Origin of the sequence: Kitasatospora sp. NBC_00458, from assembly GCF_036013975.1 — a bacterium.
Lineage (GTDB): Bacteria > Actinomycetota > Actinomycetes > Streptomycetales > Streptomycetaceae > Kitasatospora.
The window spans coordinates 3504821-3524910 of record NZ_CP107904.1; the positions used below are offsets into that span (position 1 = coordinate 3504821).

Sequence of the window (20090 nt, forward strand, 5' to 3'; positions counted from 1 at the left end):
GCGCAAACCCGCAGGAAGATCGGTCCGTCCTGGACACCTTGTCCAATCCACCCGAGGGTTTGCGCCGAAAGCCGAAAGGCCTTGCGCACTCACCCCATGTGCGGGTGAACATGGTCGGTCGGAGGGACGAACGTCTCCTTGATCGACCGGGCCGAGGTCCAGCGCAGCAGGTTCTGCGCGGCGCCCGCCTTGTCGTTGGTGCCCGACGCCCGGCCGCCGCCGAACGGCTGCTGGCCCACCACCGCGCCGGTCGGCTTGTCGTTGATGTAGAAGTTCCCCGCCGCGAACCGCAGCTCCTCCACCGCCCGGGCGATCGCGTACCGGTCCTGGGCGATCACCGCACCGGTCAGCCCGTACGGCGCGCCGGAGTCGACCCGGCCCAGCACGTCCTCCCAGCGCGAGTCCTCGTAGACGTGGACGGCGAGGATCGGGCCGAAGTACTCGGTCCGGAACATCTCGTTGCGGTGGTCCGAGGAGACCAGCACGGTCGGGCGGACGAACCAGCCGATCGCGTCGTCGTACTGGCCGCCGGCCGCCAGCTCCACCGCCGGGTCGCCCTTGGCCCGCTCGATCGCGTCCCGGTTCCTCTCGAACGCCCGCCGGTCGATCAGCGCGCCCATGAAGTTCGACAGGTCGCTGACGTCGCCGACGGCCAGCGCGTCCACCTCGGCGAGGAAGTCGTCCTTGATCCGCTGCCAGAGGCTGCGCGGCAGGTACGCGCGGGACAGCGCGGAGCACTTCTGGCCCTGGTACTCGAAGGCGCCGCGGATCAGCGCGGTCTTCAGGATCCCCGGGTCGGCCGAGCGGTGGGCCAGCAGGAAGTCCTTGCCCCCGGTCTCCCCGACGATCCGCGGGTACGTCCGGTAGTTGCCGATGTTGGCGCCGATCGACTGCCAGAGCGACTGGAAGGTGGCCGTCGAGCCGGTGAAGTGGAGCCCGGCGAGCGCCGGGTCGGCGAGCGCCACCGCGGAGAGCTGCTGCCCGTCGCCGGTCACCAGGTTGATCACCCCGGGCGGCAGCCCGGCGGCCTCCAGCAGCCGCATCAGGTGGTGGGCGGCCAGGGTCTGGGTCGGCGCGGGCTTCCAGACCACGGTGTTGCCCATCAGCGCGGGCGCGGTCGGCAGGTTGCCGGCGATCGCGGTGAAGTTGAACGGGGTGATCGCGTAGACGAACCCCTCCAGCGGGCGGTGGTCCGTCCGGTTCCAGACGCCCGGCGAGGAGACCGGCTGCTCGGCCAGGACCTGCCGGGCGAACCCGACGTTGAACCGCCAGAAGTCGATCAGCTCGCAGGCCGAGTCGATCTCCGCCTGCTGCGCCGTCTTGGACTGGCCGAGCATGGTGGCCGCGTTCAGGGTGTCCCGCCACGGCCCCGCCAGCAGGTCGGCGGCGCGCAGGAAGACCGCCGCCCGGTCGTCGAAGGAGAGCGACCGCCACTCCCGGCCGGCCGCCAGCGCGGCGTCCACCGCGGCCCGGCCGTCCTCCCGGGTGGCGTTGCCGAGCACGCCCAGCTTGGCCGCGTGGTGGTGCGGCTGGACGACGTCGATCCGCTCCCCGCCGCCGAACCGCTGCTCACCGCCGATCGTCATCGGCAGCGGGACCGGCTCGGCGGCCAGCTCGTCCAGCCGCCGCACCAGCCGGTCCCGCTCCGGGCTGCCGGGCGCGTACGTCCGCACCGGCTCGTTGCCCGGGACCGGGACCTGGGTGACTGCGTCGATGGGCATGGCGGGCTCCGCTCGTCGTCCGGCGGCCGGCCCGCTCCGACGACGGGCCCGACGCCCTCCAGCCTGACCAGCGGGGAGGCCGTTCGCCCGCCCGGACACGCCAACGGTGGACGTGGCACGCACCACGCCTCGGGGCGGCCCGGGTGGGGGGCCGGTGGGCCCCGGGGTCGTCGACGAGCTCTCGTGGGCGTCCGACGGGTCCCGACCGGACGCCGAGCGGGGACCCGCCTCGGCCGACGAGCGTGAACCGCCTCAGCCGACGAGCCGGCCGGCCAGCTCCACCGCCTCCGCCAGGGTGTCCACCACCGGCACGCCCACCGGCTCCAGCTTCTCCCGGGTGTGCGAGCCGCCGGTGTACAGCACCGCGTGCGCCCCCGCGCTCAGCGCGGCGAGCGCGTCGTCCGCCGCGTCCCCGATCAGCACCGTCCGCGCGGGGTCCACGTGCCCGGCCAGCGCCGCCAAGTGCCGGACCAGGTGCTCCGCCTTCTGCCCGCCGGCCGGTCCGCTGCGCCCGTCCACCCGCAGGAACTGCCCGGTCAGGCCGAACCCGTCGACCACCGGAAGGAGCCGGTCGTGCTCGTACAGCGACAGCAGCGACTGGCTGTGCCCGGCCGCCCGCCAGCCGTCCAACAGCTCCCGCACGCCCTCGGTCAGCCCGCAGGCCGCGCTCAGCTCGTGGTAGCGGCGGTGGAAGGCGTCGTCCAGCTCCAGCCACTCGGCGTCGGAGGGCAGCCGGCCGAGCAGCCGCTGGTAGAAACGGGGAATCGGGATCTCGTACTGCTCGCGGTACTCCTGCAGCGTCATCGGCCCGACGCCGATGGTCGCGAATGCGGCGTTGCTCGCGCCGAGCACCGCCTCCATGTCATGGAAGAGCGTGCCGTTCCAGTCCCAGACGATATGAGTGCGCACGCAGGGAACGGTAACGCCGGACACCGACAGACCGGTAGGACGGGGCTCACCGGGCCCGGGCCCGATGGGCGGAGCCGGGCAGAACGGGACGGCGCGGGACCGGGCGGCTCAGCCGAGCAGCGCGGTGATCTCCTGGGTCGCGAACCAGAGCAGGTCGTGGTCCTCGGCGCCGTCCACGGTGAACTGGGCGTCCTGGTCGCCCGCGTCGGCAGCCGTCACGGCCGCGACCGCCGCCGCGACGTCCGCGACCACGTCCCCGTCGGCGACGTCCGCGTGCACCGCGGCCGCCTTGGCCAGCTTCACCGGGCCCGCCAGCACGACACGGCCGAGCGAGGCCTGGTCCTGGTACTCGTCACCGGGGAACGGCTTCACCGCCGAGTCGGCCACGTCCAGCGCGACCACGACGCGACGGCGCGGGGCGTCCGGCTCCGCGGCCAGCAGCCGGAGCGAGGACTGGGCGGCCCTGTTCAGCGCCGCGTACTCCAGTTCCTCCAGGTCGTCGCTGACGTACCACTCGCGCAGCGCGGGCGTCACGGCGTAGGCCGCGGACTGCTCCAGCGCGCCGCCCGAGTGCGCCGCCGCCAGGCCGGTCAGGGTGGTGGGCACGTACACGCGCATCGGTGGCACTCTCCGGTTCGTCCAGCGGCACAGCTTCCAGCGCCCCAAGAATAAGCGCCGAACGCCGCGCTGTGATCACCCCGTCCGTTCTCCCGCCCGTTCCCCCACCCCGCGCACGCTGCCGGAGGTGCGGCCCGATGGTCGCGCGGGCATCCCGCCCGAGGGGAGTGCACCCCGGCGCGCGACCGTCCGCGCACGCTCCTGCCCTGGTCCGCCGCCCCTGTCCGCCACCCGCCCACCGCCCGCCCACCGGCGCGCCGCGTTCACCGCGCGGCTTCCAGGGCCGCCCGGCAGGTCTCCAGCGCGCTCTCCAGGACCGCGCCCCGGCGGGCCGGATCCATCATGTTCGGCCCCATCGCCGCCAGGTCCGCCGGCGTGGGCGCGAGCAGGTGCACCCGGACGCCGCTCGCCCGCAGCAGACGGGCCTCACGGAGCAGCTGGCGGGTCACCGCCCTGCGGTAGCGGCTCACCAGCCGGGCCAGCACACCGTGCGGACGGTCCCGCACGCGCCGGGCGCGCGACGGGTCCGACACGCCGGGCCCGGGCTTCGAGCGCCCCGGTGGATCGTCCCGCAGGGCCATCGGCGCGAGCACGTACACCTCGTCCAGGCCCCGGCCGAGCGCCAGATCGGCGTTGGTGGCCGACCAGCAGCCGCCGTCCACGTACGCCGAGCCGTCCAGCCGGACCGGCGCGAACCACCCGGGGATCGCGCACGAGGCCATCACCGCACCGGCGACGTCGGCCGGCGGCGCGTCGGCGTCCCCGAAGACCACCCGGTGCCCGCCGCGGTAGTCCACCGCGACGACCCGCAGAGCCGAACCCGGCGCCCCGGCCGGCCAGCCGCCCGGGCCGAACAGGCCCCCGACCAGCTCGCCGACCGGATCCAGCGAACCCCGGCCGTGCGGCGCCATCGCCGAGACCATGGTCAGCAGCGGGTACTCGCGCGGGTGGCGGACGGCGTCCCGCAGCAGACCCGGCGAACCGATGCCGGCCCGCGGCCGGGGCGGAAGCGCGCCGCCGACCGCCGTGTCGTAGTCGAAGGCGATCCCGGCCAGCGGCCCTTCCCCGACCGGCAGACCGCGCTGGTGGTCGCGGAGGCCCTCGGCGTCGACTCCGGCGGCGAGCAGCGCGGCCAGGATCGCGCCTGCGGAGGTGCCGAGCAGGACCTCGGCGTCACCGGGCCGCCAGCCGGCCGACTCCTCGACGGCGCACAGCGCGCCGACCGTCCAGGCGGCGCCGAGCATGCCGCCGCCGCCCAGCACCAGCCCGCGCCGGGGAGTGCCGCCGGAGCCGCCGGGCCCCGTCGCGCGCGCGCCGGACAGCGGTGTCGTCGATACCCGTGTCGTCATGCCGGCCGCCTGTCGTCGTCGGGGCGGTGGTGCTCGGGGCGGTGGCCGTCCGGGACCGGCCGCGTGCCGCCTCCCGTCCGGCCCCTGCCGGGGTCCGGGCTCCTGCTCGGGCTCCGGTTCGGGCTCCTGCTCGGTCCCGGGCTCCGGTTCGGTCTCGGGTTCAGGTCAGGCTCCGATGGTGCGCGCCGACCGGCCGACCGCGCAACGCGGCACCGCGCCGCCGGTACCGTCCCGGCCTCGGTCCCGGCCTCGGTCCGGCGCCCCGTCCCGCCGCCGTACCGGCGATCCGACCGTCCTCTTTCGGGCCTTCCGGCTCGGCGCGGCACGGCGGCGCCGACCCGCCCCGGCCGCTCCGCCGGCCGTTGCCACACCGACCGTCTCACCCGGATAGGTGAACTTTCGAGCGCCCCCGCCCCGCTCGGGAACCCGGTTGCCGCCCCGCGTGGGCCACCGCTACCAAGGACCCGTCCGTACTCGCACCACCCGCACCGAGGAAGGCCCATGACCACATGCCCCGACCGCACCACCGCGCCGCTCCCGCCGTCCGTCAGGCCCGCCGTCCCTCCCATGGTGCTGTCGGCACGTCCGCACCGCCCGCGCGCCACTCCCCGGAGCTGCCGCGCCCCGCAGGCCGAACGGCGTCCGCGCCACCCCAGGGCCGACTGCGCCGCCCCACCCGGCCGCGACCCGCGCACCGGGCTGAGCGCCCGGTTCGCGCACCAGCTGGTGGAGGTGCTCACCGGCACCCGGCCGTCCGGACAGCTGCTGCGCCACACCACGCTGGACGGCTACGGCCAGCTCTCCGCCCTCGTCAGGTCCGGCACGCTGCGCCGGACCCGCACCGGCGAGCGGCCGAGACTCGGCCCGGTGCACGACCGCTCGCCCTCGCCGGACGCCGTCGAGGCCTGCGTCCGGGTCGACCTCGGCAGCCGGCACCACGTGGTGGCGTTCCGGCTGGAGCCGCGCGGACCGGCCGGCCAGTGGCAGTGCACCGCCGTGGAGGCCCGGTGAACGCGCCCCGCCGGAGCCCGGGCCCGGGCCGGCAGCCGTCGCACCCCCAGCCGTACCGGCACCGGCACCGGAGTCGGAGTCGGAGTCGGAACCCGAAGCCACACCCGCGCTCGCAGCCGCGTCCGGGAACGGCGCAGGGCGCCGCCCCCCTGGGGGAGCGGCGCCCTGCGCGGCGGCGGACCGGACCGGCCCGCCCCGGTTCAGCTCTTGCGACGGCGGCCCTTGGCCGACTTCGCGGCCTTGCGGCGCTCGGCGCGGGTCAGCCCGTCGCCCTCGTCCTCCGGGCCGAGGTCCTCGAACTCGCCCTCGACCACACCGCCGCCGACCTCCTCCGAAGGGGCCGTGTAGTGCAGCCGCTGCGGCTTCGGGGCCTCCAGGCCCTTGGCCTTGATCTCCGGACGGGCGGAGTCCTTCTCCAGCTTGTCGAGCAGCACCTCGGCGTCCTCGACCGGGACCTCCTCGACCTGCTGCTCGACCTGGACCTCCAGGTTGAACAGGTAGCCGATGGACTCCTCCTTGATGCCCTCCATCATCGCGGTGAACATGTCGAAGCCCTCGCGCTGGTACTCGACCAGCGGGTCGCGCTGCGCCATGGCCCGCAGGCCGATGCCCTCCTGGAGGTAGTCCATCTCGTAGAGGTGCTCGCGCCAGCGGCGGTCCAGCACCGAGAGGACGACCCGGCGCTCCAGCTCGCGCATGATCTCCGCGCCGAGCTGGTCCTCACGGGCGCCGTACTGCGCCTGGACGTCCTCCTGGATGACCTTGGTGAGGAACTCCGGGGTCAGCCCGGCGGTGCCGCCGGCCTCCTCCTCCAGCTCCGCGAGGTCCAGGGTGACCGGGTAGAGCTGCTTGAGCGCGGTCCAGAGCTTCTCAAGGTCCCAGTCGTCCTCGAAGCCCTCGCCGGTGGCCGCCCGGACGTACGCCTCGACCGTGTCGTCCATGAAGTGGCCGACCTGCTCCTGGAGGTCCTCGCCCTCCAGGACGCGGCGGCGCTCGCCGTAGATGACCTCGCGCTGGCGGTTCAGGACCTCGTCGTACTTGAGGACGTTCTTGCGGATCTCGAAGTTCTGCTGCTCGACCTGGGTCTGCGCGGAGGCGATCGCCCGGGTGACCATCTTCGACTCGATCGGCACGTCCTCGGGCACGTTGGCCATCGAGAGCACGCGCTCGACCATGCCGGCCTTGAAGAGCCGCATCAGGTCGTCGCCGAGGGACAGGTAGAAGCGGGACTCGCCCGGGTCGCCCTGACGGCCGGAACGACCGCGCAGCTGGTTGTCGATCCGGCGCGACTCGTGCCGCTCGGTGCCGAGGACGTACAGGCCACCGGCCTCCTTGACCTCGTCCTGCTCCGCCTTCACCGAGGCCTTGGCCTTCTCCAGCGCGGCCGGGAACGCGGCCTCGTACTCCTCCGGGGAGTCGGTCGCGGAGAGCCCGCGCTGGGCCAGCTCGGCCGCCGCCAGGTGGTCGGGGTTGCCGCCGAGCATGATGTCGGTACCGCGGCCGGCCATGTTGGTGGCGACGGTGACGGCGCCCTTGCGGCCGGCCTGCGCGACGATCTGCGCCTCGCGCTCGTGGTGCTTGGCGTTGAGCACCTCGTGCGGGATCCCGCGCTTGCGCAGCTCCTGCGACAGGTACTCGGACTTCTCGACCGACACGGTGCCGACCAGGACCGGCTGACCGTTCTCGTGCTTCTGCGCGATGTCCTCGACCACGGCGGCGAACTTGGCCGGCTCCGACTTGTAGATCAGGTCGGGCTGGTCGATGCGCAGCGGCGTCTTGTTGGTCGGGATCGGCACCACGCCGAGCTTGTAGATCTGGTGGAACTCGGCCGCCTCGGTGGTGCCGGTACCGGTCATGCCGGAGAGCTTGTCGTACAGGCGGAAGAAGTTCTGGAGGGTGATGGTGGCCAGGGTCTGGTTCTCGTTCTGGACCTCCACCCCCTCCTTGGCCTCGATCGCCTGGTGCATGCCCTCGTTGTAGCGGCGACCGGCCAGGATTCGGCCGGTGTGCTCGTCGACGATCATGACCTCGCCGTTCATCACGACGTAGTCCTTGTCCCGCTTGTACAGCTCCTTCGCCTTGATGGCGTTGTTCAGGAAGCCGACCAGCGGGGTGTTCACCGACTCGTAGAGGTTGTCGATGCCGAGGTAGTCCTCGACCCGGCCGACACCCTCCTCCAGGACGCCGACGGTGCGCTTCTTCTCGTCGACCTCGTAGTCGCGCTCGATCTTCAGGCGCTGGACCAGCTTGGCGAAGTCGGCGTACCACTTGGTCGCCTGGTCGGCCGGGCCGGAGATGATCAGCGGGGTGCGGGCCTCGTCGATGAGGATCGAGTCGACCTCGTCGACCACCGCGAAGTTGTGGCCGCGCTGGACGAGTTCGTCCTTCGACCAGGCCATGTTGTCGCGCAGGTAGTCGAAGCCGAACTCGTTGTTGGTGCCGTACGTGATGTCCATCGCGTACTGACGCTTGCGCTCGGCGGGCGTCATGCTGCCGAGGATCACGCCGACCTCAAGGCCGAGGAAGCGGTGCACCCGGCCCATCCACTCCGAGTCGCGCTCGGCGAGGTAGTCGTTGACGGTGATCAGGTGAACGCCCTTGCCCGTCAGCGCGTTGAGGTACGTGGGCAGGGTGCCGACCAGGGTCTTGCCCTCACCGGTGCGCATCTCGGCGACGTAGCCGAGGTGCAGCGCGGCACCGCCCATGATCTGGACGTCGTAGTGCCGCTGGCCGAGGACGCGCTTGGCAGCCTCGCGGACGGTGGCGAACGCCTCGGGGAGGACGTCATCCAGCGTCTCGCCGTCGGCGAGCCGCTGCCTGTACTCGTCGGTCAGCGCCCGCAGCTCGGCGTCGGTGAGGTTGACGAAGTCCTCTTCGATGGAGTTGACCTGGGCAGCAATCCGCTGCAGCTTGCGAAGGATCTTGCCTTCGCCGGCGCGCAGGATCTTGTCGAAGACGGACACTTGAGCGGGCTCCTTGCCTGTATTGGCACTGGACGACTGCACGGCGGATCCACCCCACCGCACGGGCCATCGTATGCGAGGAGTCCAATGCCCCGGGAGGTGCGTCAGCACGGTATTCCCGTGTCACCCCTGCGAGCACATGCACCGATAGACCCATTCACCGGGGCAAACCGGGCGGCTGTCCGGAGAGTTGGACAGTTCGATCCGTTAATCGGATGCTCGGATTCCTCCCTGCACGGAATAATCCGCCCATGGAAGAGCAGCCGGAAGAGCAGACCGAAGCCCGGGGCGGCGAGCCCGTCGTCCTCACCACCGACCGCCTGGTCCTGCGGGCCCCGCAGGAGTCCGACATCGACGCGGTCTTCGCGGCCTGCCAGGACGAGGCCATCCAGCGGTGGACGGTCGTCCCCAGCCCGTACCGGCGCGAGGACGCCGAGTACTTCGTCCGCGACCTCGCCATCGCCGGCTGGCGGACCGGCGGGAACCCGATCTGGTGCGTGGTCGAGCGCGAGACCGGCGCCCTGGTCGGCACCCAGGGGATCACGAACTGTCCCGGCCGGCCGGGCGCCGCCGAGATCGGCTGGTGGGCCACCAAGGAGTTCCGCGGCCGCGGCTACACCACGGAGGCCGCCCGCGCGGTCGCCCGCCACGGCTTCACCGAGCTGGGTCTGCGCCGCCTGGAATGGGTCGCCTACGTGGGCAACGACGGTTCCCGCGCGGTCGCCGAGAAGGTCGGCTTCCGGATCGAGGGCACCCTGCGCTCCTTCGCCGAGCAGCGCGGCGTGTTCCACGACGCCTGGATCGGCTCGCTGCTCCCCTCCGACCTCGCCGAACCCACCGGCTGAACCGGCCGGCCGAACCCGCCGGCCGGGACCGGTCCGGTCCCGGCCGGCGGGTTCGGCCGCGCCGACCTCCCACCGCCCGGCGCTTCCCCCGGAGCACCCGGAGAACTCAGGCGGGCAGGGCGGATTGTCAGTGCCGCGGTCTACCCTCGCCGGCATGACCGCCTCGACTTCGCGCCCGGCCGGCCGCTCCGCCGGACCGTCCGCCGCCCCGACCCCGGTGGCCTTGCTCGGCGCCGACGACGCCCGCCGGATCGCCCTCCGCGCACAGGGCCTGCTCGGCGCCCCGGACCGCCGCGGCGGCGTGCGCGGGGTGCTGCGCCACCTCGGCTCCGTCCAGCTCGACACCATCTCGGTGCTGGCCCGCTCCCACGAGCTGATCCCCTACGCGCGGCTCGGTGCGGTCGGCCGCCCGGCGGTCGAGGCCGCGTACTGGGGCAGCGGGACGAGCTTCGAGTACTGGTCGCACGCGGCGTGCATCCTGCCCGTCGAGGAGTGGCCGCTGTTCGCCTTCCGGCGCCGCCGCCACCGCGACCGCTCCCACGTCTGGGGCAAGCAGACCGACGAGGCCACCTACCGTTCGGTGCTGGCCAAACTGCGCGACGAAGGGCCGCTCACCTCCTCCGAGTTGGGCGGCGCCAAGAAGACCGCCGACTGGTGGGACTGGTCCGACACCAAGATCGCGGTGGAGCGGGCGCTGAGCTTCGGCGACGTGGTCTGCACCGACCGCCGCAGCTGGAAGCGGGTCTACTCGCTAGCCGAACAGGCCATCCCCGCGGAGCTGTTCGCGCAGGAGCCGACCGACGAGGAGTGCCTGCGCACCCTGGTCGCTCAGTCCGGTGCGGCGCTCGGCGTGGCCACCCGGGCCGACCTGCTCGACTACCACCGACTGCGGGCCGAGCAGTTCGACGCGGTGATCGCCGACTCCGGCCTGGTCCCGGTCGAGGTGGCCGGCTGGGGTCCGGGCGGCGCCCCGGCCGCCGCCTGGGCCGATCCGGCGGCCCTCGCCGCCCCGCCCCGCGGCCGCCACCGCACCACGCTGCTCTCGCCGTTCGACTCGCTGGTCTGGGACCGCCCGCGCACCGAGCGGATCTTCGGCATGGTGCACCGGCTGGAGGCGTACACCCCGAAGCACAAGCGGGTGCACGGCTACTTCGCGATGCCGCTGCTGACCGGCGGGCGGCTGGTCGGCCGGGTCGACCCGGCCCGCGAGGGGCGGACCCTGGTCGCCCGTCAGGTCTCGCTGGACTCGCCCCGGCACCTGGAGGCGCTGGCCACCGCGCTGCGCGAGGCGGCGTCCTGGGTCGGCTGCGACGCCGTCCGGGTGGAGGCACTGCACGACGAGGCGGTGCGACCGGCCCTGGAGCGGCTGCTCGCCTGAGCCCCGGCCCCGGGCCCCGCGCAGCGGGACCCGGGCCTCACGCCGCGGGCCTCATCGGGCCACGGGCCCGGTCGCGGGCCGCGGGGGCGCCCCCGCGGCCTGCGACCGCCGGTCACCCTATTTCGAGGATCTTCTCCCGCATCGCGTAGACCACGGCCTCCATCCGGGAGTGCAGTTGGAGCTTCTCCAGGATGTTGCGCACGTGGTTCTTCACGGTGTTCTCGCTGATGAAGAGCTCCTTGGCGATCTCCCGGTTGTTCATCCCGGTGGCCACCAGCTTCAGCACCTCCAGCTCCCGGTCGGTGAGCCGGGGCGCGGGCACCAACTCCCTTTCGTCGGAGCGGCGCTGGATCATCGACTTGAATTCGGTCAGCAGCTTGGACGCCATCGACGGACTGATCTGGGACTGCCCGTCGGCGACCGCGCGGATCGCCGTGGCGACCTCGTCGGTGGAGATCTCCTTCAGCAGGTACCCGGTGGCACCGGCCTTGATCGCCTCGTAGAGGTCGGCCTCCTCGTCGCTTATGGTCAGCATGATGATCTTGGTGCTCGGTGCGACGTCCTTGATCGCGGTGCAGGCCTCGATCCCGCTGCGGCGCGGCATCCGAACGTCCATCAGGATGATGTCGGGCAGCAGGTCGGCCGCCTTGAGGACCGCCTCGGCGCCGTCGCCCGCCTCGCCGACGACGGTGATGTCCTCCTCCTCGGCCAGCACGATCTCCAGGCCCCGCCGGAAGAGCGCGTGGTCGTCCACCACCAGGACGCGGATCGGCTCCCTGCGGCGGAGGTCGTACTCGGGCTCGTCCCCGGGCCGCGGCCGCACCCCCGCAACCGGCCCTGTAGCGGGCCCCAGCCCGAAGTGATCCCCCATCCGCTCCTCCCCCGTCGCCGGTCGTAGTCCGCCAATCATTCCACGGTTCGACCCTCCTACGGTCACCCTCCGGCGCCATTGGCCCGCATCGGGTGACCTTCCGCTCCGACCCGCCCACGGCACCGGCCCGCAGGTCGTCCGCACGCCTCCGGGGACCGCCGGAACACCGGCCCGGGGGAGCGTCAGGACCGGGAGACGGCGCCGGAGACGCGGGTGACCCCGGCGGCGCCGGCCACCGGGGTCACCTCTCCCATCCCGCTCGAACGGTCAGTCGTCGTCGCCGGAGCTGCCGATCGCCCCACCTGCGCCGCCACCCTCGACGGACGAGCCGTCGGCCTTCAGGTGGATGACGCCGTAGTGGTAGCCGTGCCGGCGGTAGACGACGCTCGGCAGACCGCTGTCCTTCTCCACGAAGAGGTAGAAGTCGTGGCCGACCAGCTCCATCTCGTAGAGCGCCTGGTCGAGCGCCATCGGGGCGGCCGGGTGGGTCTTCTCCCGGACCACCAGCGGGCCTTCGCCCTCCACTTCCAGGGAACCCATCATGGTCTTGCGGACGGCCCCGTTGGTCTCGGGCCCCGGCGGCGGCGTCTCGGGCAGCGCGGCCAGGGCCGCGGTCGCCTCGGCGACGCTGATCGGGGTGCGGCCGTTGCCGCCCTTGTGGACCCGCCGCCGGTCCGCGGACTTGCGGAGCTGGGCGTCGAGCTTCGCCGAGGCCAGGTCGAGCGCCGCGTAGGCGTCGGCGGCGGCGGCCTCGGCCCGGATCACCGGGCCACGGGTACGGAGAGTGATCTCCACGCGGTCCGACCGGTCGGCCTGCCGCGGGTTGTGTTCCTTGGACACCTCGACATCGAGGCTGATCGCCTTGGTGTCGAACTTCTGGACCTTCTCCAGCTTCTCGGCCACGTGATCCCGGAACCTCTTGGGCACCTCGGTCTTGCGGCCCTTGACGACGATGTCCACGCAGAACTCCGATCCCTCGTTCTGTCGCCGATCCGGGTGCTACCGGATCGGGCTGAGACCCAGCCGGACCAGCCAATCCACTGCCGGCCCTCCGCCCCGCCGGCAACGGCGGGAACGACTGGCCCTCATCTCACTTCCTCCCCACCAGGGACGCTTGAAACCCCCTGGAGCCTCATGGAACACCTCACACGGGGTTTTCGCCTCCGCAGCGGGGGCAGTGGGTATCACCGGTGCTGTGGGCTGGCGGTCTAGCTGCTGCCCCCTGTCTACCCTCCTGCGAGTGAAACACAGGTAAATACCTGGACAACACCCCCCGTACGGCGCATTCTTTGCTCACTCTGCGTGCCCGTCACCGCGAGGAGCAGCCGTGCCGACCACCAGCACCCCGCCCGGTCACCAGCCCGCCCGCGGGCCGTTCGCCCACGCACTCGCCGGGCTGCTCGACGTCCTGCTCCCCGCCCGCTGCGCGGGCTGCGGCACCGACCGGGGGCAACTCTGCCCGGACTGCCGGCAGGCACTGGCCACGGCCCTCCCCAGCCCCTCCGCGGCCCTCCCCTGGGTGCACGCCGCCGCGCCGTACGCCGATCCGGTCCGCCGGCTGCTGCTCGCCCACAAGGAACGCGGCGCGCTCCGGCTGGCCGGACCGCTCGGCGACGCCCTCGCCCGGTCGGTGCGCGCCGCGCTCGGACCGGATCCCGGCCGGTCCCCGCTGCTGCTCGTCCCAGTCCCGTCGGCCCGGGCCGCCGTCCGCGCCCGGGGCCACGACGCGACGTTGCGGCTGGCCGACGCCGCCGCCCGGTCACTGCGCCGGACGGGTCTCGACGCCCGGGCCGTCCCCCTGCTGCGGCACGCCCGCCCGGTCGCCGACCAGACCGGGCTCTCCGCGGCGCAGCGGCGGCACAACCTGCACGGCGCGCTCGCCGTCCGGCCCGGCGCCCACCGGCGGTCGGCCGGCTGCCGTCCGGTGCTGGTGGACGACCTGGTGACCACCGGTGCCAGCCTCGCCGAGGCCGCCCGGGCGCTGGCCGGCGCCGGGCTGCCGCCCCGCGCGGCCGCCACCGTCGCGGCGGCCGTCCCGCACCGCCCGCACCGCCCGCACCGCCCGCACCGGAGCACCCGGGGGCGGCACGGGGACGGGAACGGCGCGGCGCCGCCCCCGCCGGGACGGTAGCGCCCGCGGCGGAGCCGGCGCCCCGGTCGGCGCGGCACACGACCGGCGCGCGCCACGGACGACCCGCACGACTTGCACGACCCGCACGACCGGGCCGGGCCGGCGGCTCAGCCCGGGTAGATGAAGGCGGACGCCTGGTAGGGCAGCGCCAGCTCCCGCCACTGGTTGTTGACGAGCCGGTACAACTTGCCGCCCGTCTCCAGCCCGAGCGGCGGAGGGGGCGTCGCCGAACTGCTCCCCCGCGCCTCGGACGCCTGGGCCGCCGCCATCAGCGCGCTCTGCAGCACCGCCCCCGTGCTCGGCGAGCCGTCGGTGCTGATGTAGTACAGCTGCTGCTGCCGGCCCTTCTCCGTGCCGAGCACCAGCAGCTGGTCGGCCTCCGCCCAGGACACCGAGACCACCTCCTGGAACACCGGGCTGGCCAGCCGCAGGTCGGTGATCCGGGCGGTGGGAGCCTCCTTGGTGCCGCCGTGGACGACCAGGCCCAGCAGGAGCTTCTGGTCCTTGGCCTCCTTGCCCTCCCCCACCAGCAGGGCGATCCGGATGCCGTCCGAGGAGACCTTGACGGCCTGCAGGGACCGCCCGCCCAGGCCCTCCACCGGCACCGGCACGACCTGCTTGTCCCGCACCATCAGCACGCGCGGACTCTGCGGCTCCCGGTCCACCAGGTAGAGGTCGCCGCGGCCGTCCCAGGTGGGCGAGGTGAGCCCGTCCCCGCCCTTGGCCCCCGGCCGCGCCCCGGTCGTGAGCAGCGGCTGCGGCATCGCCGGCATGCCCTCGGAGAGCGGCACCGTGTAGAGCTGGTGGCCGTCGGCGCTGATCGCCGCGGCGCGCTCGCCGTCCCGGGCCACCGCGACGGCGCCGATCGCCCGGCCGTTCGGCTGCGGCTTGCCCAGCGGGCCGCGCACCGGGTCGCTGGAGGTGTCGCCGCGCATCTCGTACAGCACGCCGTCGTCGGCGCGCTGGTAGAACTGCCGGCTCGCCATCGTGCCGGCCAGCGACCCCGGTCCGGTCTCGGGTTCGTCGCTCGTGCTCGCCTGGCAGCTCGGGCCGCCGTGCCGCCCCTTGAGGTCCAGCCGTTCGACCTGCCCCTTGCCCTGGTCGGCGAGGGTGTAGAGGAGCTGGGTCGCCATCCGGCGGCAGGTGGTCGCGGTGCTCAGGTCCACGTCGCCGAGCGTGACGTGCGCGGTGCGGTTGTCGTCGACGACGACCGCGTCGACCACGGTTCCGGCCGGGAAGGCCGTCCTGGTCACCGGCGTGAGCCAGGTCGAGGGCCCGGCGACCACGGCCTTGGCCGCGTAGACGAGCGGGTCTATTCGGCGCCGCAGGTAGATCGGGTCGGCGATCAGCACGTCCCGGTAGGTCGCCGATCCGGCGGTGGGCGCGGACGGGTCCGGCGCCGCGTAGAAGAAGCGGTCCACCTGGCGGTAGCTGTTGCGGAAGTTGGTCTCGTTGATGATCAGCCCGTCCGGCAGCTTGGCGATCCGCCACTCACCCGACTTCTCCCGGTGGAACGAGAAGTCGATGGAGACCTTGCGCGCCGACGCCTGGGGGGCGAACGAGTGCCGGGCGTCCACCTCGGAGACCAGCTGCCCGTCGACCGGGATGGTGATCTCGGTGTCGGCGTCGGTCACGTCCACGTCGGAGTGCACCGGGTTGGAGGCGAGCACCTGGATGCCGGCCTCCGGCTTCCAGCCCGCCGCCGCGGCCGCCGTCAGGTACTGCCGCGCGGTGACGTAGTTGTCGTCGGCGGTCAGCGCGTCCAGGAAGCCGGTCAGCAGCTCCTGCGGCTTGGCCCCCTTGGTGGGCTCCAGCGGGAAGACCCTGACCTGCAGGTTCTTCTCCGCCGAACCCTGTGGCAGCTCGACCTTGGTGATGGCGCCGGAATCCGGCATCCCGGCGCAGCCGGCCGCCAGCAGGGCGCCGAGCACCACGCCGACCGCCGCGGCCAGTCGCGGCTCAGTCCTGTCGCTGGTCCTTCGCACGCTGCGCCCCCTCCGTGTCCGTTCCACCGGTGCCGTCCACTGCGCCACCCCCGTCCACCGCGTCCGGCCCCGCCGTCCGCTGCGCCACCGACGGCCGACCGGGCGCCGGGTCCACCATGACCTGCGCGCCGGTCGCACCGTATCCGGTGCCGACCGGGCTCACGTCCGACGGGTCGGAACGCGGTCCCTCCGGCATCCGGCGCCCCAGCCCCGGTCCGATGCCGAGCACGCCGCCGAGTCCGCTGCCCAGCCCGCTGCCGGTGCCGGCGGCCTCCGGGGTCTCCGGGACGGCCTGGTCGTCCGCCGCGGTCAGCGCGGTGGCGCCGGCCGGGCGGATGGCCCGGCGGTACGGCGTCCCGTAGGTGCCGAGTCCGCGGTTGTTGCGCGAGTCCTCCGGCTCCAGCCGGAACGGTGCCCGGATGATCTCGCCGCCGCGGGTGCGCGGCAGCGTGAGCCGGAAGTGCGAGCCGCCGCCGGGCTCGCCCCAGGCCTGCAGCCAGCCGCCGTGCAGGTGCGCGTCCTCGACGGCGATGGACAGGCCGAGCCCGGTGCCGCCGGTGGTCCGCACCCGGGACGGGTCGGCCCGCCAGAAGCGGTGGAACACCCGGGAGGCCTCGCCCGGCTTGAGCCCGATGCCGTAGTCGCGGACGCCGACGGCGACCGCGCCGTCCTGCGAACCGAGCCGGACCACGACGTCCCGGCCCTCGCCGTGCTCCAGCGCGTTGACCACCAGGTTGCGCAGGATGCGCTCGATCCGCCGGGGGTCGACCTCGGCCAGGACCGGCTCGCCGTCGCCGCGGATCACCACGGCGCTGCCCTTGGCCTGCGCCAGCGGGTCGGCGGCCTCGACCACCCGGCCGACGATCTCGCGCAGGTCGACCGGTTCGGCGTCCAGGGCGGCCGCTCCGGCGTCGAAGCGGCTGATCTCCAGCAGGTCGGCGAGCAGCGACTCGAAGCGGTCCAGCTGGCCCTGGAGCAGTTCGGCCGAGCGGGCCGCCATCGGGTCCAGGTCCTCGCGGCTGTCGTAGATCAGGTCGGCGGCCATCCGGACGGTGGTCAGCGGGGTGCGCAGCTCGTGCGAGACGTCCGAGACGAAGCGCCGCTGCACCCGGGAGAGCTCCTCCAGCTGGCGGATCTGCGCCTGCAGGGCGTTGGCCATGCGGTTGAAGGATTCGCCGAGCCGGGCGATGTCGTCCGTTCCGGTGACCTTCATCCGTTCTTCCAGGTGCCCGGCGGCCAGCCGCTCGGAGATCCCGGCGGCCATCCGGACCGGTGTGACCACCTGGCGCACCACCAGCCAGGCGATGCCGCCCATCATGATCACCACGAAGACGCCGGCGGTCGCGAGGGTGCCGGTGACCAGACCGAGGGTCTTGGTCTCCTGGCCGAAGGAGAACACGTAGTAGAGCTGGTAGCCCTTGTTGTCGACGGGCCCGACGAACTGCATGCCGAAGACCAGGCCGGGTTCGGTCGGGTTGTCGCCCTGGGCGTAGCGGTGGATCACGGTCGGCTGGCTGAAGCTCTGACCGGCCTCCTGGCCGACCCTCTCCCGCAGGCTCTCCGGGATGCTGCTCGGCAGGATGTCCGCGGAGTAGCGCGGGCCGAGCCCGGTCTTGTCCGGCGCGATCGTCTGGCTGTTGCCCGGCAGCATGGCGATCACCGTGTAGACGCTCTGCCCGCTGGCGGCGAGGTCGCCGACCCGCTTGAGCATCCAGGTGCCGAGGTCCTCGGTCGTCGGGTCGGCCGCGCCGCCCCGCAGCCGGACGTCCTTCGCCTCGTCGATCTTCTTCTGCTCGGTCTGGAAGCCGCTCAGCGCCTGGTCCCGGGCCGAGGCCCGCTTGGTGTCCAGCAGCCCGGTGCGGACCTGCGCCACCACCACGACGCCCAGCACCATGACGACCAGGACCGACAGCATCAGGGTCGCCGCGACCACCCGGAGCTGGATCGAGCGCCGGTACAGCGTCGCCACCCGGTGCACGGGCCGACGCAGCTGACGGGCGAGCAGCGCGACCAGGGCCACCGGACCGCGCCGCCTGCGGCTGCGCACGGTGGAACTCAGCACGTCCCCGCGCACGGCGCCGCCCCCGTCGGTCGCGGAACCCGACGGGGTCTCGTCAGCCTGGTACATCACGTCAGCTGGGCCCGGCCTTGTAGCCGACGCCACGGACGGTCACCACGATCTCGGGGCGCTCCGGGTCCTTCTCGATCTTGGACCGCAGCCGCTGGACGTGGACGTTCACCAGTCGGGTGTCCGCCGCGTGCCGGTAGCCCCAGACCTGCTCCAGCAGCACCTCGCGGGTGAACACCTGCCAGGGCTTGCGGGCCAGCGCGACCAGCAGGTCGAACTCCAGGGGGGTCAGCGGGATGCCCCGGCCGTCCCGCTTCACGGAGTGGCCCGCCACGTCGATCACCAGATCGCCGATGGTCAGCTGCTCGGGGGTCGGCTCCTCGGCACGGCGCAGCCGGGCACGGACCCGGGCGACCAGCTCCTTCGGCTTGAACGGCTTGGTGACGTAGTCGTCGGCGCCCGACTCCAGCCCCACCACGACGTCCACCGTGTCGGTCTTGGCGGTCAGCATGACGATCGGAATGCCCGACTCCGCCCGGATCTGCCGGCAGACGTCGATGCCGTCCCGCCCCGGCAGCATCAGGTCGAGCAGGACGAGGTCAGGCTTGGTCTCCCGGAACGCAGCTAGCGCCCTGTCTCCATCCGCGACGAAAAACGGCTCAAAACCCTCACCCCGCAGCACGATGCCGAGCATCTCGGCCAGTGCGGAGTCGTCATCAACGACGAGGACGCGTCCCTTCATGCGTCCATCTTCTCATTACCGGATTGTGACCTGCCGCACAGCAGTCCCTTTGCTCCAGAACGGCCAACTGGTGACCGGCCGAATTCCGGCCATACCGGGCGAAAGACCCGGGCCCCTCCGACCCCGCACTCCCCGGGAGGGCCCACGAACCGTCCGCGACCGGCCCGTTGCCGTTCAGCAACCGGATCCCCCTGGGGTCCGTACGGCCACCATGACACGATGGGCGCTGCGCCCACGTGAAGATCCACCCGGCGCCGCGAACCCTGACGCCCTCCGAGGAGCAGTGATGACCGACACTCCGGGCTGGGCCTCGCCCGGCTCGTCCGAGCCGCCCCGCGACGGCACCCGGCCCACGGCCGACGTGCCCACCGTGCCCGGCCAGTCGGCACCGCCCCACGACACCCCGCCCGCCTGGGGCACCGCCCCCGGCGCCCCGCAGCCCCCCTACGGACAGCAGCCCGGCGGCTACGGACAGCCCGGCCCGTACGGCGGCCCCGCGGGCCCCGGGGGCCAGTACGGCTGGGGCGCGCCGCAGAGCCCCAAGCCCGGCATCATCCCGCTGCGCCCGCTCGGCCTCGGCGAGATCCTCGACGGCGCCATGTCCACCGTCCGCAAGCACTGGCGCACCACCCTGGGCCTCTCGCTCGGCGTCGCGGTCGTCCAGCAGGGCGCCTCGCTCGGCGCGCAGCTCGCCGTCAAGGGCGACACCGGCGAGTACACCCCCGTCGTGACCGCCCTGGTCAGCATGCCGGTCACGCTGCTGCTCGGCGTGGTGGCCGCGGCCCTGCTCACCATGGTCGTCAGCCGGGCCATCCTCGGGCAGTCCGTCACCATCCGGGACGCCTGGCGCGACGCCCGGCCGCGGCTGCTCCAGCTCACCGGCCTCACCCTGCTCACCGGCCTGATCGGCGTCGGCGTCGTCCTGCTCGGCTTCACCCCGCTGATCGGCTACCTGCTGGCCGGCGCGGAGGAACCGGCGATCGTGATCCCGCTCGCCGTCGTCGGCCTGCTCAGCTTCCCGGTCGCCGTCTGGATCTGGATCCAGCTGAGCCTGGCCGCCCCCGCACTCATGCTGGAGAAGCAGGGCGTGCTCACCGCCCTGTCCCGCTCCCGCCGCCTGGTCCGCGGCTCCTGGTGGCGGATCTTCGGCATCAACGTGCTCAGCCAGATCATCGCGGCCTTCGTCGCGGGCGTGATCAGCACGCCGTTCATGGTCGCCGGCCTGGTCCTCGGCTTCGACGACCTCGCCCGCCAGGCCGACACCGGGGACTCCGGCGCCCTGCCCACGGCCATGCTGGTCACCATGGCGATCGGCGGCGTCATCTCCTCCACCATCACGCTCCCGTTCACCGCCACCATCGGCGTGCTGCTCTACGTCGACCAGCGGATCCGCCGCGAGGCCCTGGACATCGAGCTCGCCCGCGCCGCCGGCCTGCCCGAGTACGGCGGCACCGGCTGGGGCGGACAGCCCGGCCCGAACCCGGCCGCGAGGCTCTGAG

General features: G+C 73.4%; 15 protein-coding genes. 5 read left to right on the forward strand and 10 right to left on the reverse strand.

The window, feature by feature from the left end; all coding sequences use genetic code 11:
- Positions 1-89 precede the first annotated feature (89 nt).
- The 4 genes from pruA to OG550_RS13990 all read right to left on the reverse strand — a co-directional run bounded on the left by pruA (position 90) and on the right by OG550_RS13990 (position 4597).
- Entirely contained in the window at positions 90-1715 is a 1626-nt protein-coding gene (gene pruA, locus OG550_RS13975) for an L-glutamate gamma-semialdehyde dehydrogenase (RefSeq protein WP_327683876.1), read from the reverse strand.
- Positions 1716-1973: 258 nt separating this feature from the next.
- Complete coding sequence (locus OG550_RS13980; protein ID WP_327677424.1) at positions 1974-2630, reverse strand: HAD family hydrolase; 657 nt, start codon at positions 2628-2630, stop codon at positions 1974-1976.
- A 108-nt stretch (positions 2631-2738) separates the two neighbouring features.
- Positions 2739-3248 (reverse strand): DUF6912 family protein, encoded by a 510-nt coding sequence (locus OG550_RS13985; RefSeq protein ID WP_327677426.1) that lies wholly within the window; start codon positions 3246-3248, stop codon positions 2739-2741.
- A 263-nt stretch (positions 3249-3511) separates the two neighbouring features.
- On the reverse strand, positions 3512-4597 hold the full coding sequence (locus OG550_RS13990; protein WP_327677428.1) for a patatin-like phospholipase family protein: 1086 nt from the start codon (positions 4595-4597) through the stop codon (positions 3512-3514).
- A 501-nt stretch (positions 4598-5098) separates the two neighbouring features.
- Between OG550_RS13990 and OG550_RS13995 the strand changes: the two genes are divergently transcribed.
- On the forward strand, positions 5099-5608 hold the full coding sequence (locus OG550_RS13995; protein ID WP_327677430.1) for an Rv3235 family protein: 510 nt from the start codon (positions 5099-5101) through the stop codon (positions 5606-5608).
- Positions 5609-5808: 200 nt separating this feature from the next.
- Here the strand turns inward: OG550_RS13995 and secA are convergent, their stop codons facing one another.
- On the reverse strand, positions 5809-8571 hold the full coding sequence (gene secA / locus OG550_RS14000; RefSeq protein ID WP_327677432.1) for a preprotein translocase subunit SecA: 2763 nt from the start codon (positions 8569-8571) through the stop codon (positions 5809-5811).
- Between the two features lie 251 nt (positions 8572-8822).
- Here secA and OG550_RS14005 point away from each other — a divergent pair, with 251 nt between their 5' ends.
- Entirely contained in the window at positions 8823-9416 is a 594-nt protein-coding gene (locus OG550_RS14005) for a GNAT family N-acetyltransferase (RefSeq protein ID WP_327677434.1), read from the forward strand.
- A 154-nt stretch (positions 9417-9570) separates the two neighbouring features.
- The gene (locus OG550_RS14010; RefSeq protein WP_327677436.1) at positions 9571-10794 is read left to right on the forward strand and encodes a winged helix-turn-helix domain-containing protein; all 1224 of its coding nucleotides are present in this window, start codon (positions 9571-9573) and stop codon (positions 10792-10794) included.
- Positions 10795-10906: 112 nt separating this feature from the next.
- Here OG550_RS14010 and OG550_RS14015 read toward each other — a convergent pair whose 3' ends face one another.
- Both OG550_RS14015 and hpf read right to left on the reverse strand, forming a co-directional pair.
- Positions 10907-11665, reverse strand: a complete 759-nt coding sequence (locus tag OG550_RS14015) for a response regulator transcription factor (protein ID WP_327677438.1) — start codon at positions 11663-11665, stop codon at positions 10907-10909.
- Positions 11666-11932: 267 nt separating this feature from the next.
- On the reverse strand, positions 11933-12625 hold the full coding sequence (gene hpf / locus OG550_RS14020; protein WP_327677440.1) for a ribosome hibernation-promoting factor, HPF/YfiA family: 693 nt from the start codon (positions 12623-12625) through the stop codon (positions 11933-11935).
- A gap of 367 nt (positions 12626-12992) precedes the next feature.
- Between hpf and OG550_RS14025 the strand changes: the two genes are divergently transcribed.
- Positions 12993-13796 (forward strand): ComF family protein, encoded by an 804-nt coding sequence (locus tag OG550_RS14025; RefSeq protein WP_442905993.1) that lies wholly within the window; start codon positions 12993-12995, stop codon positions 13794-13796.
- A gap of 107 nt (positions 13797-13903) precedes the next feature.
- Here the strand turns inward: OG550_RS14025 and OG550_RS14030 are convergent, their stop codons facing one another.
- The 3 genes from OG550_RS14030 to mtrA are packed head-to-tail and all read right to left on the reverse strand — an operon-like array spanning position 13904 to position 18591.
- Positions 13904-15781 carry an LpqB family beta-propeller domain-containing protein gene (locus tag OG550_RS14030; RefSeq protein ID WP_327677442.1) on the reverse strand — a complete coding sequence of 626 codons (1878 nt, stop codon included), beginning with the start codon at positions 15779-15781 and terminating at the stop codon, positions 13904-13906.
- Complete coding sequence (mtrB, locus tag OG550_RS14035; RefSeq protein WP_327677444.1) at positions 15756-17909, reverse strand: MtrAB system histidine kinase MtrB; 2154 nt, start codon at positions 17907-17909, stop codon at positions 15756-15758. Before mtrB ends, OG550_RS14030 begins: the two co-directional genes overlap by 26 nt.
- Before the next feature lie 4 nt (positions 17910-17913).
- A complete protein-coding gene (mtrA, locus tag OG550_RS14040; protein WP_030247322.1) occupies positions 17914-18591 on the reverse strand; it encodes an MtrAB system response regulator MtrA in 678 nt (225 codons plus the stop codon).
- 286 nt (positions 18592-18877) lie between these two features.
- On the opposite strand from mtrA, the gene OG550_RS14045 reads away from it, so the two are divergent.
- On the forward strand, positions 18878-20089 hold the full coding sequence (locus OG550_RS14045; protein WP_327677446.1) for a hypothetical protein: 1212 nt from the start codon (positions 18878-18880) through the stop codon (positions 20087-20089).
- The last annotated feature ends 1 nt before the right edge of the window (position 20090 follow it).

What these genes read in the sequence shown, in the direction of transcription:
- OG550_RS13985 (WP_327677426.1), bottom strand. Translation starts at nt 3,248, where the DNA reads ATGCGCGTGTACGTGCCCACCACCCTGACCGGCCTGGCGGCGGCGCAC.
- OG550_RS13990 (WP_327677428.1), bottom strand. Translation starts at nt 4,597, where the DNA reads ATGACGACACGGGTATCGACGACACCGCTGTCCGGCGCGCGCGCGACG.
- OG550_RS13995 (WP_327677430.1), top strand. Translation starts at nt 5,099, where the DNA reads ATGACCACATGCCCCGACCGCACCACCGCGCCGCTCCCGCCGTCCGTC.
- OG550_RS14005 (WP_327677434.1), top strand. Translation starts at nt 8,823, where the DNA reads ATGGAAGAGCAGCCGGAAGAGCAGACCGAAGCCCGGGGCGGCGAGCCC.
- OG550_RS14010 (WP_327677436.1), top strand. Translation starts at nt 9,571, where the DNA reads ATGACCGCCTCGACTTCGCGCCCGGCCGGCCGCTCCGCCGGACCGTCC.
- OG550_RS14015 (WP_327677438.1), bottom strand. Translation starts at nt 11,665, where the DNA reads ATGGGGGATCACTTCGGGCTGGGGCCCGCTACAGGGCCGGTTGCGGGG.
- mtrB (WP_327677444.1), bottom strand. Translation starts at nt 17,909, where the DNA reads ATGTACCAGGCTGACGAGACCCCGTCGGGTTCCGCGACCGACGGGGGC.
- mtrA (WP_030247322.1), bottom strand. Translation starts at nt 18,591, where the DNA reads ATGAAGGGACGCGTCCTCGTCGTTGATGACGACTCCGCACTGGCCGAG.
- OG550_RS14045 (WP_327677446.1), top strand. Translation starts at nt 18,878, where the DNA reads ATGACCGACACTCCGGGCTGGGCCTCGCCCGGCTCGTCCGAGCCGCCC.